Here is a 13,667-nt window from a genome sequence, read left to right on the forward strand (position 1 = left end):
TCAGTCTTTGCGCTGCGGCTCTTGGACCGGCTGAGCCTGGCCCTCGAGGGTGTGTGGCGTGGTCAGCGGCGCGGTGCTGTGCGGCTGCTGGGTGGGCTGGACGGTCGGTTGCACGGGCTGAACGGGTGGAGGTGTCGGCTCGGCCGGCTTGTGTTCCTCCTCGTTCATGGCCTTGCGAAAGCCCTTGATCGATTCGCCCAGGTCGCTGCCAAAGTTCTTCAGCTTCTTGGTGCCGAACACCAGCACCACCACGACCAGCAGGACGATCCAGTGTTTCCAGTCAAAAATACCCATGTTCGTACTCCTGAAAATGTGTGTCGGCCAAGCGACGCTGCGGGGGCGGTGAACGTCAGGCCGACGGTTGGCGCGCGGCTTTCTCGTCGTGCCCGGACAGCCCGAAGCGGCGGTCCAGTTCGTCCAGCACCGCTTGCGGATGCTGGCCCAGTGCGCTGAGCATCACCAGGCTATGGAACCACAGGTCTGCGGTCTCGTAGATGACATCGCTGCAATCGTTGCTCACGGCAGCGTCCTTGGCAGCGATGATGGTCTCGATCGATTCCTCGCCGAGCTTCTCCAGAATCTTGTTCAAGCCCTTGTGGTACAGGCTGGCCACGTAGGAGCTGTCGGGTGCCGCCTGCTTGCGCTGTTCCAGCACCTCGGCGAGGCGGTCAAGGGTGTCGCTCATGTTCAGTGCCCTGCGTGGTAGATGGCGTCCGGGTCTTTGAGCACCGGATCGACGATTTTCCATTGGCCGTCTTCGAAGACGCGATAGAAGCAGCTTTCACGACCGGTATGGCAGGCGATGTGGCCCAGTTGCTCGACCATCAGGATGACCACGTCGGCATCGCAGTCCAGGCGCAGCTCATGCAGCGTCTGCACATGGCCGGACTCTTCGCCCTTGCGCCACAGCTTGCCACGCGAGCGCGACCAGTAGATGGCGCGATGCTCGGCGACGGTGAGGGCGAGCGATTCACGGTTCATCCAGGCCATCATCAGTACGCGCCCGGTCTTGTGGTCCTGTGCGATCGCCGGTACCAGGCCATCGCTGTTCCACTTGATCTCGTCCAGCCAGTCTTTCATCGTCGACTCCAACTCAGGCCCGCTCCCGTACCGGGCCGATTGCCGCTAGTGTGCCAGCCAGCCGCGCGGCTGGCTATCGGCGCACGATCAGGTACAGCCCGGCGGCGAGCATCAGCCAGGCCGGCCAGGCGGCGGGTGCGCTGAGGCTGGCAGCGCCAGCGGCGAGGGTCGCGCCGCCGGTCAGCAGACCGGCACCGAGCAGGCGCAGCGCCCAGCGGTCAGCGGGCGCTTGGCGCTCGGGCAGATGCGCATTGTGCAGGTGCGGCTGCGACAGGCGTTCGAGCACATCGCGGGTCATGTCGGCCAGGTGCGGCAGTTGCTCGGCCTGGCTGTAGAGGTTGCCCAGGACCGCCTTGGGGCTCATGCGCTCACGCATCCAGCGTTCCAGGTACGGTTTGGCAGTGCTCCACAGGTCCAGCTCCGGGTACAGCTGGCGGCCCAGGCCTTCGATGTTGAGCAGGGTTTTTTGCAGCAGTACCAGTTGCGGCTGCACTTCCATGTTGAAGCGCCGTGCGGTCTGGAACAGGCGCATCAGCACCTGGCCGAAGGAAATATCCTTTAACGGTTTTTCGAAGATCGGCTCGCACACGGTGCGAATCGCCGCCTCGAACTCGTTGACCTTGGTCGTGGCTGGCACCCAGCCCGAGTCGATGTGCAACTGTGCCACGCGGCGGTAATCGCGCTTGAAGAAGGCGATCAGGTTACGCGCCAGGTAGTCCTGGTCCTCATCGGTGAGGCTGCCGACGATGCCGCAGTCGATGGCGATGTACTGCGGGCTCCAGGGCTTGACCGTGCTGACGAAGATGTTGCCCGGGTGCATGTCGGCGTGGAAGAAGCTGTCGCGGAACACCTGGGTGAAGAACACCTCGACACCGCGCTCGGCCAGCGCCTTCATGTCGGTGCGCTGGTCGGCGAGGGTGGCCATGTCGGTCACCGGCACGCCGTAGATGCGCTCCATCACCAGCACTTTCGGGCGGCAGAAGTCCCAGTAGACCTGCGGCACGTACATCAGCTCGGAGCCTTCGAAGTTGCGCCGCAGTTGGCTGGCGTTGGCCGCCTCGCGCAGCAGGTCGAGCTCGTCGTAGATGGTCTTCTCGTAATCGCCGACCACCTCCACCGGGTGCAGGCGGCGCGCGTCGGCCGAAAGCCGTTCGGCGCCCTTGGCGATCAGGAACAGCCACGCCAGGTCTTGGGCGATGATCGACTTCAGGCCGGGGCGCACTACCTTGACCACCACTTCCTCACCACTCTTGAGGCGCGCGGCATGCACCTGGGCCACCGAGGCGGACGCCAGCGGCTCGACGTCGAAGCGGCTGAACACTTCACCGACCTTGGCCCCCAGTTGCGCTTCGATCAGCGCCACGGCCTGCTGCGGGTCGAACGGCGGCACGCGGTCCTGCAGCAGCATCAGCTCATCGGCGACGTCGGCCGGCAGCAGATCGCGGCGGGTGGACAGCAGTTGGCCGAACTTGATGAAGATCGGGCCGAGATCCTGCAAGGCCAGGCGCACCCGCGCACCACGGCTGAGCGCGCTGCGCTTGCGCGGCAGCCAGCGCCAGGGCAGCAGCAGGCGCAGGCTCAGCAGCCACCAGGGCAGGGGCAGGTCGAACAGCAGGTCATCGAGGCGGTAGCGGATCACGACGCGCTGGATGCGCAACAGACGGCGGACGGCGAGCAGCTTCATGCGTTATCGCTGGAATCAGGGGGGAGGGAAAGGCGGCGGATACGCGCCTCGAGACGTTCGATGTCGACTTTCAGCGCGTCGAGCTCGCTGAACGCGGCCTCGGCTTCGCGCTGGCCGACCAGGGTGCGCGATTCCTCGGCCAGGTACTCGGACAGGTTCTGGCCGAAGCGCGCCAAACCCTGGCGCGTCCACTGCGCGCGCTGGCGCACATGACCTGCGAGCAGCGCGGTGGGCACTGGGCCCAGCCAGCGCGCCAGCTCGTATTCCCAGTCCAGTTCCAGGTCCTGGAGCACACCGACCAGGTCCAGCAGCACGGCGCTGTCGCCATGCAGTTGCACCTGTGGGCTGTGCAGCACGGCGGTCTTGTCCTTGGCCAGCGCCAATTGGGCGAGGCTGGCGGCGGGGGCGCGCAAGGTGCAGTGCACGTCGCCTTCCCAATGCGCGGCCAGCATCAGGCCTTGCTCGTCAGGCAGGATGAACAGTTGCAGGGCCGGCTGGCGACAGTCGATGGCGATCACCTTGCCTTCGAGCGCGCTCAGGCGCGGCAGCGCCGTGCTGTCCAGGCGCAGCACGCGGTTGAGCCCGTGCTCGACGCTGGCGAGCAGGCCGGCCATGAGCATCAGGGCTTGATCCCGCGGTGCACGGCGACGATGCCGCTGGTCATGTTGTGGTAGGTGACGCGGTCGAAGCCGGCGGCGACCATCATGCTCTTGAGGGTTTCCTGGTCGGGGTGCATGCGGATCGATTCGGCCAGGTAGCGGTAGCTTTCCGAGTCGTTGGTGATCAGCTTGCCGGCCAGCGGCATGAAGGCGAACGAATAGGCGTCGTAGGCCTTGGACATGAGTTTGTTGGTGGGCTTGGAGAACTCCAGCACCAGCAGGCGACCGCCCGGCTTGAGCACGCGCAGCATCGAGCGGATGGCGTCGTCCTTGTGGGTGACGTTGCGCAGGCCGAAGGCGATGGTCACGCAGTCGAAGTGGTTGTCGGGGAAGGGCAGCTTCTCGGCGTCGGCCTGGACGAACTCGATGTTGCCGGCCACGCCACGGTCGAGCAGGCGGTCGCGACCGACCTTGAGCATCGATTCGTTGATGTCGGCCAGCACCACCTGGCCGGTGGGGCCGACCAGGCGCGAGAACTTGGCGGCCAGGTCGCCCGTGCCGCCGGCGATGTCGAGCACGCGATTGCCGGGGCGTACGCCGGACAGCTCGATGGTGAAGCGCTTCCACAGGCGGTGCATGCCGCCGGAGAGCACGTCGTTCATCAGGTCGTATTTGGCGGCCACGGAGTGGAAGACCTCGGCGACCTTCTTGGCTTTCTGGCTTTCAGGCACGTCCTGATAGCCGAAATGAGTGGTGGGTTCGGCGGAGTCGCCTTTGCGCTGGTCGTTCATATCGCTTCACCGGGAAAAAGTACCGCCATTCTAGGGTGAACGGGCGGATTTGTCTTGGCGGGGTGTACCCTCTGGCGGGCGCGGGCATAATGCCGATTATGTCTTCATTGCCTGGATACCCCGCATGACTCAGATCAGCGTCGAACGCAAACATTCCCTCGGCCGCGAAGCCGCCCGCGCCAAGGCCGAGGCCCTGGTCGAGCGACTGTCGCGCGAGTACGACCTGAAAGCCACCTGGGACGGCGACCGCGTCGATGTGGCGCGCAGCGGCGCCAAGGGCAGCGTGCACATCGGCGAGGACAGCATCCGCGTCGATCTGAAGCTGGGCATGATGCTGTCGATGATGAGCGGGACCATCAAGGGCGAGATCGAGCGGGCGTTGGACAAGAGCCTGGTGTGAGCGCCTGGCCTGCCGTCCGCCAAGCCGATGCGCTATAGGGTGAGCATTCTAATTTCTACTTCTAAAGTGTGAGCAGACTTCGGCGCGCAAGCGTTCTGCGCCTTGAATCGCGTCGGCTTAGCGTCTACACCTGACGTTGATGCAGTGTCCATCACGCTCGAACAGCTCACCGGGTTGCTCGAGCCTGTCGCGCATACCATGAGGAGAGCAGGATGGCTGGCAAGAAAAACACCGAGAAAGCAGGCAGTTCGTGGATCGGCGGGGTCGAGAAGTACTCGCGCAAGATCTGGCTGGCGGGCCTGGGGATCTACTCGAAGATCGACCAGGACGGCGCCAAGCTGTTCGATTCGCTGGTCAAGGATGGCGAGAAGGCCGAGAAGCAGGCCAAGAAAGAGGCTGGCGCTGCCAAGTCGGCTACGACTTCGCGCGTATCGGACGTCAAGGACCGTGCCTTGGGCAAGTGGAGCGAACTCGAAGAAGCCTTTGACAAGCGCCTCAACGGCGCGATCTCGCGTCTTGGCGTGCCGAGCCGCAATGAGATCAAGGCCCTGCACCAGCAGGTCGAGCACCTCACCCAGCAGATCGAGAAGCTGACGGGCACCTCGACCGCTTCGGCCTCTACGGCGACGGCCAGCAAGAGCGCGGCCAAGCCGCTGACCAAGGCGGCGGCCAAACCTGCAGCGAAAACCCCAGCGGCCAAGCCGGCGAGCAAAGCGGCTGCGCAGAAACCGGCGGCCAGCAAAGCGGCTGCCAAGCCCGCCGCGAAACCCGCCGCTGCCAGGAAGCCTGCTGCGAAAAAGGCACCGGCCAAGTCGACAGCGACCCCAACCGCCGCGTCGGCCTCCAGCAGCGACACGCCCGCCGCGTCCAGCTCCTCGACCCAGGCCTGATCGTCCGCCCAGGCGACCGCGATGTCCGCGCGGTCGCCTGGCGCCGGGCTCATCTGGGCAGGTACTTCCCCGCCAAGCGCTGCACCGCGCTCCGTGCCGGCTCCGCCAGGTGCGGCGCCACCAGCATCATTGCCTGGTACACCACCACGGCTTCCTCGCCCAGGTGCCCCAGCACCCGTTGATAATCCAGCGAAAACAGCAGCGTCAGGGTGATCTGCTCCACCAGCAGCCCCAGTGCCTGGGTGTCGCTGAGCACCAGCCCCTGGGCCTGGAGGCTGGCCAGCAGCGCCGCCAGCGTGCGCTTGAGTGCGTCGATCAGGCGGCGCATGCCGCGCGCCAGCTTGGGCAAGCGGCCCGCCAGGTTGGACAAGTCCTGGAACAGGAAGCGGTAGCGCGCCATGTGCTCGACGATCAGGTGCAGGAACAGGCCGTAGTCCTCGGCCTGCAGTCGCGCGTCCAGCGGCGGTTCGAGCAGCGGCATCAGCTCGTCTTCGAAGCGCTCCAGCAGCCCCAGCACCAGCGGCTCCTTGCCGTGGAAGTGGTAGTACAGGTTGCCGGGGCTGATGCCCAGCTCGGTGGCGATCTGCAGGGTCGAGACGTTCGGTTCGCCGTGCTGGTTGAACAGGTCCAGGGCGCAGGCGAGGATGCGTTCGCGGGTCTTGATGGCCATCTAGCGCTTGCCGTTGCCCGGCGCTGCCGGCCGTGGGTGCATGACCGCGCGCTGGCGTTCCTGCTGGAGGAATTTCATGATGATCGGCGCCACCGCTTCGGCCCGGGTGATCAGGAACAGGTGGCCGTCATCGATGACGTGCAATTGGGCGTTGGGAATGCGCCAGGCCAGCAGGCGCATGTTGATCAACGGAATCAGGGGGTCGTCGTCACCGGCCAGCACCAGGGTGGGCTGATGGATCTTGTGCAGCCAGTGGATGCTGGTCCAGCCAAGCCCCGCAAACAGTTGCCAGTAGTAGCCGGTCTTGCCGCCGGAGCGCACCTTCGAGGCATGGTGCAGCGCCAGGTCCGGGTCGCGGCGGAAGGCCCGCCGTAGATCATCGGCGCGATGCGGATCACATGGGAAGGCTGCACGTAGCGCCGGGGGCTGGCCATCATCCACAGGACCTTGGGCTTGCCGGGCACCATGAAGGCGCCGGCGGCGGTGGCGGCCAGCACCAGCTTGCGGCAGCGTTCGGGATAGTCGTGGGCGAACTGCTGGGCCAGCGCACCGCCCCAGGACACCCCGATGACATTGACCTGGCCGTAGTCCAGGTAGTCGAGCATGCGCGCGGTGAGCTTGGCCAGGCCGGGGAAGCGGTAGGGGTGGCGTGGAGTCGACGAGCCACCGACACCGGGCACGTCGAAGGCGATCACTTCCAGGTCCGGGTCCAGCGCCTCGATGAACGGGAACACCAGCTCCAGGTTGGCGCCGATGCCGTTGAAGATCAGCAACGGCGTGAGGTGCGGCTTGCCGGGGCGGACCGCGGTGCGGATCGACTGGTCGTCCAGCTCGACGGTCCTGAACACGTAGGGTTGCGACATGCGCCTGACTCTGAGGTGGATGAAGCGCCGTGTCCTGCCAAGGGCGGGAAGGCGGCGGAGCTCAACGCTCGTGAACGTAAGTGCCGGGGGCGGCCTCCCCCGGGCTGTAGGCACGATTGCCCAGGCGTGTAGGCGCTTTCTTGAGATCGCCGGCGCGCTCGCCCAGCCATTTCTGCCAATGCAGCCACCAGGAGTCGGCATGCTTGATGGCGTTTTCCTGCCAGGCCAGCGGGTCGTCGGGACGGTCTTCGCCGGTCTGGAAGCGTGCCTTGGGGTTGCCCGGGGGATTGAGGATGCTCTGGATGTGGCCGCTGTTGGACAGCACGAACTCGATGTGGCCGCCGAACAGGTGCGCCGAGCGGTAGCACGACTGCCACGGGGTGATGTGGTCGGCGGTGCCGGCGACGGCGTAGATGTCGCACTGCACCTGCTTGAGGTCGATGGCGGTGCCACAGACCTCCAGGCCGCCGGGGCGGGTCAGCGGGTTGTTCTTGAACATCTCGATCAGGTCGCCGTGGAAGGCGGCGGGCAGGCGCGTGGTGTCGTTGTTCCAGAACAGGATGTCGAACACCGGTGGCTCGTTGCCCAGCAGGTAATTGTTGACCCAGTAGTTCCAGATCAGGTCGTTGGGGCGCATCCAGGCGAACACCTTGGCCATGTCGCTGCCTTCGAGCACCCCGGCCTGGTAGGAATGGCGCTTGGCCGCCTCCAGCGTGGTTTCATCGACGAACAGCGCCACCTGGGTATCGACCGTGGTGTCGAGCACGCTCACCAGCAGCGTCAGCCCCTTCACCTTGGTTTCGCCCAGTGCGGCGTAGTGGCCCAGCAGCGCGGTGCAGGTGATGCCGCCGGAGCAGGCGCCGAGCATGTTCAAGTCCTTGCTGCCGGTGATCGCCAACACCGCGTCGACCGCTTCCTTGAGTGCTTCGATGTAGGTGGACAGCCCCCACTCGCGCTGGGCCTTGGTCGGGTTGCGCCAACTGATGATGAACGTCTGCTGGTTGGAGCGTAGGCAGAAACGCGCCAGGCTCTTCTCCGGGCTGAGGTCGAACACGTAGAACTTGTTGATCTGCGGGGGCACCACTAAAAGCGGGCGGCTGTGCACCTGCTCGGTGATCGGCCGGTACTGGATCAGCTCCAGCACGTCGTTGCGAAACACCACCGCGCCCTCGCTGGTGGCGATGTTGCGCCCCACTTCGAAGGCCGCCATGTTCACCTGGCTGGGCATGCCGCCATTGTTGACCATGTCCTTGGCCAGGTTGGCCATGCCGTCGAGCAGGCTCTTGCCGCCGGTCTCGAAGAAGCGCTTGACGGCCTGCGGGTTGGCCAAGGTGTTGGTGGGCGCCATGGCCTCGGTCATCAGGTTGATGACGAACTGGCCTCGGCTGATGTCCTGGGGCGACAGGTCGCTGTCGGCGATCCAGTCGTTGAGCTCCTTGCGCCAGGCCAGGTAGGTCTGCAGGTAGCGGCGGTACAGTGGGTTCTGGCTCCAGGTCGGATCGCTGAAGCGGCGGTCGTCGCTGGCCGGGAGCAGCTGCGAATTGCCCAGCACCACGTTCTTCAGTTCCAGTGCGAAATGGGCGACGTGCTTGGCGCTGTGCAGCGGTTGGCGCACGGCCTGGCGCAACACGGTGCGCGCTGAGCTGAGCAGGTCCTTGCGGCGGATGCCAATGACCGGATTGAGCCCCAGCGTGCTTTCCGAGGCCTGCTTCTGCAGTTCATCGTTGTTCTTGTTACTCATCTACGACGCTCCGTTGTCTCGAGACGAATACCGACTGCCTGTGGCGGGCTCGCAGGCGACCGCCCGGTACCCCCGCTCGGGTGACCAGTGATGACGAACAGGTGCTGAAACTTGCCAGACCCCTTGGTTACCCGAGTTTCATGTAATGCGCAAGACAGGCCAGTCATTGGCTGTCTATAGGGCATTCAAGCAGAGTTCGTTAGAAAGCGCGTTCCAACGATGTCGCGCCTTGACCTAGAGCATCAGCTTGACCGCAGACACGGCCGGATCACGCGATTTGCCGGCCTTGTGCAGTTCGTCGAGGTATTCGGCCCACAACTGTGTCTGGCGCAAGCACAGTTGTTCCAGGTACTCCCAGGTGAACAGCCCGCTGTCGTGGCCGTCATCGAAGGTGAGCTTGAGCGCGTACTGCCCGGCAGGTTCCAGGCCACTGAGCCCGACGTTGATCTTGCCGAACTGCAGGATGGGATTACCGTGCCCCTGCACCTCGGCCGAAGGCGAGTGCACGCGCAAAAACTCGGCAGGCAGGTGATAGACCTCGCCAGGCGCGTACGTAAGCGAAAGGGTTTTCGAGGCTTTGTGCAGGTTGATGGCGGTAGGAAGGCGGGCCATGACACATCTCTTTTTTGAGCTTCAAGCTGCAAGCTACAAGCTACAAGAGGTGAGATTCAAGCTATCGCGGATGTATCTGAAGAAAAAGCGCTGCTGCAAGCGACACACATGAGCTTGTCGCTTGCAGCTTGTGCTTGAAGCTCAGACCCAGCTTGTCGCTTGCAGCTTATCGCTTGAAGCTTAAAGGATGTAACGGGAGAGGTCTTCGTTCTGTGCCAGTTCGCCCAGGTGGCCGTTGACGTAGGTGGCGTCGATGTTGACCGGGGTTTCGTCGTGGCCGCTGGCCAGGTCGCCGGCGCTGAACGACAGCTCTTCGAGCAGGCGCTCGAGCAGCGTGTGCAGGCGGCGGGCGCCGATGTTTTCGGTCTTTTCGTTGACCTGGTAGGCGATCTCGGCCAGGCGCTTGATGCCGTCTTCGGCGAAGGCGATGTTCAGGCCTTCGGTCTTGAGCAACTCGCGGTACTGCTCGGTCAGCGATGCATGCGGCTCGGTGAGGATGCGCTCGAAGTCCTGCGGGGTCAGGGCCTTGAGTTCGACGCGGATCGGCAGACGGCCCTGCAGCTCAGGCACCAGGTCGCTCGGCTTGCTCAGGTGGAAGGCGCCGGAGGCGATGAACAGGATGTGATCGGTCTTGACCATGCCCAGCTTGGTGTTCACGGTGCAGCCCTCGATCAGCGGCAGCAGGTCGCGCTGCACGCCTTCACGGGACACATCGGCACCGCCGACGTTGCCGCGCTTGGCCACCTTGTCGATCTCGTCGATGAACACGATGCCATGCTGCTCCACCGCTTCCAGGGCCTTGGCCTTGAGCTCTTCCTCGTTGACCAGGCGGCTGGCTTCCTCGTCACGGACCATCTTCAGCGCTTCCTTGACCTTGAGCTTGCGGCTCTTGCGCTTGCCCTTGCCCATGTTGGCGAACAGGCTCTGCAACTGGTTGGTCATCTCTTCCATGCCGGGCGGCGCGGCGATTTCCACGCCCACTGCGTCGGCGACCTCGATGTCGATTTCCTTGTCGTCCAGCTCGCCCTGGCGCAGGCGCTTGCGGAACAGTTGGCGGGTGTTGGAGTCGCTGCTCGACTGCTGGGCTTCCTCGCTGAAGCTGCTGACCCGAGCCTGCGGCAGCAGGGCGTCGAGGATGCGGTCTTCGGCGGCGTCTTCGGCGCGGTGGCGCACGCGGACGATTTCCTGCTCGCGCAGCATTTTCAGGGCCGCATCGGCCAGGTCGCGGATGATCGACTCGACGTCACGGCCGACATAGCCCACTTCGGTGAACTTGGTCGCTTCGACCTTGATGAACGGCGCGTTGGCCAGCTTGGCCAGGCGCCGGGCGATTTCGGTCTTGCCCACGCCCGTGGGGCCGATCATGAGGATGTTCTTGGGCGTGACTTCGGCGCGCAGTTCCAGCGGCAGTTGCATGCGCCGCCAGCGGTTGCGCAGGGCGATGGCCACGGCGCGCTTGGCGTCGTCCTGGCCGATGATGTGGCGGTTGAGTTCGTGGACGATCTCGCGGGGGGTCATGGACATGATGAATTGGGGCCTCGGATGGAGTGGATCAGCGTGGGAAAAAGTCCCGCAGCGCGCGGGACACCAGAACAGCTGATCACTCGGCCAGGTCCTGCTCCTCGATGGTCAGGTTGTGGTTGGTGAACACGCAGATGTCGCCGGCGATGTTCAACGCGGTCTCGGCGATTTCGCGGGCCGAGAGGTCGGTTTTGTTCAGCAGGGCGCGTGCAGCGGCCTGGGCGTAGGCGCCGCCGGAACCCATGGCGATCAGGCCGTCTTCGGGTTCGACCACGTCGCCGTTACCGGTGATGATCAGCGAGGCGTCCTTGTTGGCCACGGCCAGCATGGCCTCCAGGCGGCTCAAGGTGCGGTCGGTACGCCACTCCTTGGCCAGCTCGACGGCAGCGCGCACCAGATGGCCGGAATGCTTCTGCAGTTGCGACTCGAAGCGCTCGAACAGGGTGAAGGCGTCGGCGGTAGCGCCGGCAAAGCCTGCGATGACCTCGCCGTTGTACAGGCGCCGGACTTTCTTGGCGTTGCCTTTCATCACGGTGTTGCCCAGGGATACCTGGCCGTCGCCGCCCATGACGACTTTGCCGTTACGGCGGACTGAAACGATGGTGGTCAAGAGAGAGTCTCCACGCAGCGGGGCGAAAATGCCTGTTGCAGACTCATATGGGGGTGGGGGGAAGAATTTCAACCGGTGCGGATGAATGGTCGTGATGAGGCCTCAGGGGAACGCTTAACTCTGTTTTGACCAGCCACACAGCCAACCCCGGAGAATGTTGGCGACTACAGGTGCAAACGGGGGCAGTCTACCCTCGACTGGAGTACTCAAATCCTCAAGAAGTGCGTGTAACAAGTCATCTTCTTCAAGAGGGGAGGTGGGATCAATACCGTGGATCACCATCAGCGCGTGGGAGAGCGTTTTACGCTTTTCTACTAACGAGCGATTGTTTCGCTCGTGATCGCCAAGGTTTAAGATTCTTATCGTTTCCTGCGCACGCTCGGTAAGTCCCTCTACTCGACCGCTGATTCGGAATTTTAGCTCACCTTCACACTCATCCATCAGTGGAGTGAGTCCCATGAGTTGATGGCCATGAGCGTCATCACACTGCCCCCTTGATGTACAACTAGCCACGATATTATCGTAGGCCACGCTCAAATGTGGATGCGAAGATCGCGGCAGTATATGCTCATTCATCGTGTCTGGAGACTCACCACTCACAAACTGACAACAATATGCGCAAAGATAAAACTGTTCGGCTACGCAAGAGCGCCTAATCGCATCTCTTTCGGGGTGGCCCAAGGAATCGTAATGTCGTCCAGGATTGTTGCGCTTCCAATGTGTAAGCGCAACTGGCTCTATTGATTTATTGATTTTTTTCAACGCGGAGCTCCTGCTTTCTCAACATCAGTCTCGCTTTTGTAAGCTCGGTATTGTTCGGTGAGACATTTTTCTCTAGATAGGCGATTATACCCTTTGCTTTTTTGAGTTCTAAGTCCTGAATTGCGTCGTAGAGATCGTTGAAGTAGCTTTCTATTTTGGAGTTGCGTATTGGGGTGTCCATGACGTCTAGTAATACGGAGTTGGCATCCTGACCGTATTGCGAAGTTACAGCGTTGACCGCTCCATCGTCCAAGGAGTAAATTTTCAGGTCTTGAGTGTCACTAATGACAAGAGGTGAGTGAGTGGTCAAAATGAACTGACAGTTGGGAAATGTTATTTTTAATTGTTCTACGATTCCGCGCTGCCATTTAGGGTGTAGATGCATATCCACTTCGTCAATCAAGACAATTCCGCGTCCTTGCAGTGGGGATTCAAGAGTGGGGTTTAACATGGAGAGTCTGCGAGCTATATCGCCCACCAGTGCCAAGAGAGATTTTTCACCTTGTGAAAGCTGTAGTATGTCCAGTGTTTCATTTTTTTTGTCAACCAGCATTTGCAGTCGAGGTTTGCGATGCACTCTTAAATTTTTGAACCCGGGCATGAACTGCTCAATCGCATCGCGCACGGCTGTGAGCTGTCGGTCTTTTGGAAGAGTTTGGGCGTGAGATAAGAGCTTTGGAATTTTAACGCTGACGGCATTGTTGACATCCGAAATGGTCTTGTTTAAGACTTCTAGCAATGCTGTACGTTTGCTTTTTGAAAGAAGAGTGTCCTCTGTAACCGCGTTTTTTGCTGCGTGTGCGGCTTCTAGTAACGCATTCCCTTCCTTAGCGTAAGCGTGCAATTCATTTTCATGATCCTCTCTGTCACGGAACCATTCGAAAAATTTACTGAAATTGGCAGTATTTTCAGTGAATCCATCATAGCCAGCCAATTGTGGAAACGTAGGGTTTCTACGGGGTTTGAGTGGTGCGTCGATCACTGATCGCTCCACGGGATAGTACGCGATCAATGGAAGGTCGTATGGCGCTTCAGTAGTTAATGCTTCTCGATAAAGAGCTGCTAATTGAACCAGTCCGGACAGCTTGCTGACTTCAGGGCTGTTGAAACCTGGACGGGTACGGACAAGTTTCCAGCTAAAATGACTATCGACATCCTTGGTCGTCAAGTCCGAAACTTCGATCTGGATTGATGCGGTGTTTTCCGAGTTGTTGATCTCGTCATCTTTTATGAGGCTGCCGGAGCCTTTTTCCGAGCGCAGGCGTGCGATGAACCATCCTAGAGAAATCGACAGAGATTTCAGTATGGATGTCTTGCCTGCGCCGTTATTGCCGACCAATATCAAGGCTTGAGAAGGAGCATCATTTGCTTTCAAAAGAGAAAGTTCGAGACGCTTGAAACGGCCAATGTTCTCTATTCGAAAAGCTCGGATTTGCATAATGTC

The 13,667-nt window shown here is 61.9% G+C and carries 17 protein-coding genes; 2 read left to right on the plus strand and 15 right to left on the minus strand.

The window, feature by feature from the left end; translation table 11 throughout:
- The 6 genes from NJ69_RS20785 to ubiE form a co-directional block, all read right to left on the minus strand.
- On the minus strand, window positions 1-294 hold the full coding sequence (locus NJ69_RS20785; RefSeq protein ID WP_029614272.1) for a twin-arginine translocase TatA/TatE family subunit: 294 nt from the start codon (window positions 292-294) through the stop codon (window positions 1-3).
- Window positions 295-349: 55 nt separating this feature from the next.
- Complete coding sequence (locus tag NJ69_RS20790; RefSeq protein WP_029614271.1) at window positions 350-685, minus strand: phosphoribosyl-ATP diphosphatase; 336 nt, start codon at window positions 683-685, stop codon at window positions 350-352.
- 2 nt (window positions 686-687) lie between these two features.
- On the minus strand, window positions 688-1,080 hold the full coding sequence (gene hisI, locus NJ69_RS20795) for a phosphoribosyl-AMP cyclohydrolase (RefSeq protein WP_039582725.1): 393 nt from the start codon (window positions 1,078-1,080) through the stop codon (window positions 688-690).
- A gap of 73 nt (window positions 1,081-1,153) precedes the next feature.
- The gene (gene ubiB, locus NJ69_RS20800) at window positions 1,154-2,764 is read right to left on the minus strand and encodes a ubiquinone biosynthesis regulatory protein kinase UbiB (protein ID WP_039582727.1); all 1,611 of its coding nucleotides are present in this window, start codon (window positions 2,762-2,764) and stop codon (window positions 1,154-1,156) included.
- Window positions 2,761-3,384 carry a ubiquinone biosynthesis accessory factor UbiJ gene (locus NJ69_RS20805; protein ID WP_039582728.1) on the minus strand — a complete coding sequence of 208 codons (624 nt, stop codon included), beginning with the start codon at window positions 3,382-3,384 and terminating at the stop codon, window positions 2,761-2,763. The genes ubiB and NJ69_RS20805 overlap by 4 nt, the downstream gene beginning before the upstream one ends.
- Window positions 3,384-4,154 (minus strand): bifunctional demethylmenaquinone methyltransferase/2-methoxy-6-polyprenyl-1,4-benzoquinol methylase UbiE, encoded by a 771-nt coding sequence (gene ubiE / locus NJ69_RS20810; protein WP_039582730.1) that lies wholly within the window; start codon window positions 4,152-4,154, stop codon window positions 3,384-3,386. The genes NJ69_RS20805 and ubiE overlap by 1 nt, the downstream gene beginning before the upstream one ends.
- A gap of 124 nt (window positions 4,155-4,278) precedes the next feature.
- On the opposite strand from ubiE, the gene NJ69_RS20815 reads away from it, so the two are divergent.
- Window positions 4,279-4,554 (plus strand): polyhydroxyalkanoic acid system family protein, encoded by a 276-nt coding sequence (locus NJ69_RS20815; protein WP_039582732.1) that lies wholly within the window; start codon window positions 4,279-4,281, stop codon window positions 4,552-4,554.
- A 212-nt stretch (window positions 4,555-4,766) separates the two neighbouring features.
- Complete coding sequence (locus tag NJ69_RS20820) at window positions 4,767-5,444, plus strand: phasin family protein (protein WP_039582734.1); 678 nt, start codon at window positions 4,767-4,769, stop codon at window positions 5,442-5,444.
- A gap of 49 nt (window positions 5,445-5,493) precedes the next feature.
- Here the strand turns inward: NJ69_RS20820 and NJ69_RS20825 are convergent, their stop codons facing one another.
- From NJ69_RS20825 to NJ69_RS20855, 9 genes are all read right to left on the minus strand, one after another.
- A complete protein-coding gene (locus NJ69_RS20825) occupies window positions 5,494-6,108 on the minus strand; it encodes a TetR/AcrR family transcriptional regulator (RefSeq protein ID WP_029614268.1) in 615 nt (204 codons plus the stop codon).
- Window positions 6,109-6,114: 6 nt separating this feature from the next.
- Window positions 6,115-6,336: a hypothetical protein gene (locus tag NJ69_RS23300; RefSeq protein WP_432416626.1), complete on the minus strand. Its 222-nt coding sequence runs from the start codon at window positions 6,334-6,336 to the stop codon at window positions 6,115-6,117.
- Window positions 6,309-6,977 carry a poly(3-hydroxyalkanoate) depolymerase gene (phaZ, locus tag NJ69_RS20830; RefSeq protein ID WP_432416627.1) on the minus strand — a complete coding sequence of 223 codons (669 nt, stop codon included), beginning with the start codon at window positions 6,975-6,977 and terminating at the stop codon, window positions 6,309-6,311. Before phaZ ends, NJ69_RS23300 begins: the two co-directional genes overlap by 28 nt.
- A gap of 61 nt (window positions 6,978-7,038) precedes the next feature.
- A complete protein-coding gene (gene phaC / locus NJ69_RS20835; protein ID WP_039582735.1) occupies window positions 7,039-8,718 on the minus strand; it encodes a class II poly(R)-hydroxyalkanoic acid synthase in 1,680 nt (559 codons plus the stop codon).
- 234 nt (window positions 8,719-8,952) lie between these two features.
- Window positions 8,953-9,330 (minus strand): gamma-butyrobetaine hydroxylase-like domain-containing protein, encoded by a 378-nt coding sequence (locus tag NJ69_RS20840; protein WP_039582737.1) that lies wholly within the window; start codon window positions 9,328-9,330, stop codon window positions 8,953-8,955.
- A gap of 180 nt (window positions 9,331-9,510) precedes the next feature.
- A complete protein-coding gene (hslU, locus tag NJ69_RS20845) occupies window positions 9,511-10,854 on the minus strand; it encodes an ATP-dependent protease ATPase subunit HslU (protein ID WP_039582738.1) in 1,344 nt (447 codons plus the stop codon).
- A gap of 76 nt (window positions 10,855-10,930) precedes the next feature.
- Window positions 10,931-11,461, minus strand: coding sequence for an ATP-dependent protease subunit HslV (hslV, locus tag NJ69_RS20850; RefSeq protein WP_039582739.1), 531 nt, complete (start codon window positions 11,459-11,461; stop codon window positions 10,931-10,933).
- A 114-nt stretch (window positions 11,462-11,575) separates the two neighbouring features.
- On the minus strand, window positions 11,576-12,223 hold the full coding sequence (locus tag NJ69_RS22545) for a hypothetical protein (protein ID WP_080754786.1): 648 nt from the start codon (window positions 12,221-12,223) through the stop codon (window positions 11,576-11,578).
- A complete protein-coding gene (locus NJ69_RS20855) occupies window positions 12,207-13,661 on the minus strand; it encodes an AAA family ATPase (RefSeq protein WP_039582741.1) in 1,455 nt (484 codons plus the stop codon). Before NJ69_RS20855 ends, NJ69_RS22545 begins: the two co-directional genes overlap by 17 nt.
- Window positions 13,662-13,667: the final 6 nt, after the last annotated feature.

The sequence above is a fragment of the Pseudomonas parafulva genome, from assembly GCF_000800255.1.
Lineage (GTDB): Bacteria > Pseudomonadota > Gammaproteobacteria > Pseudomonadales > Pseudomonadaceae > Aquipseudomonas > Aquipseudomonas boreofloridensis.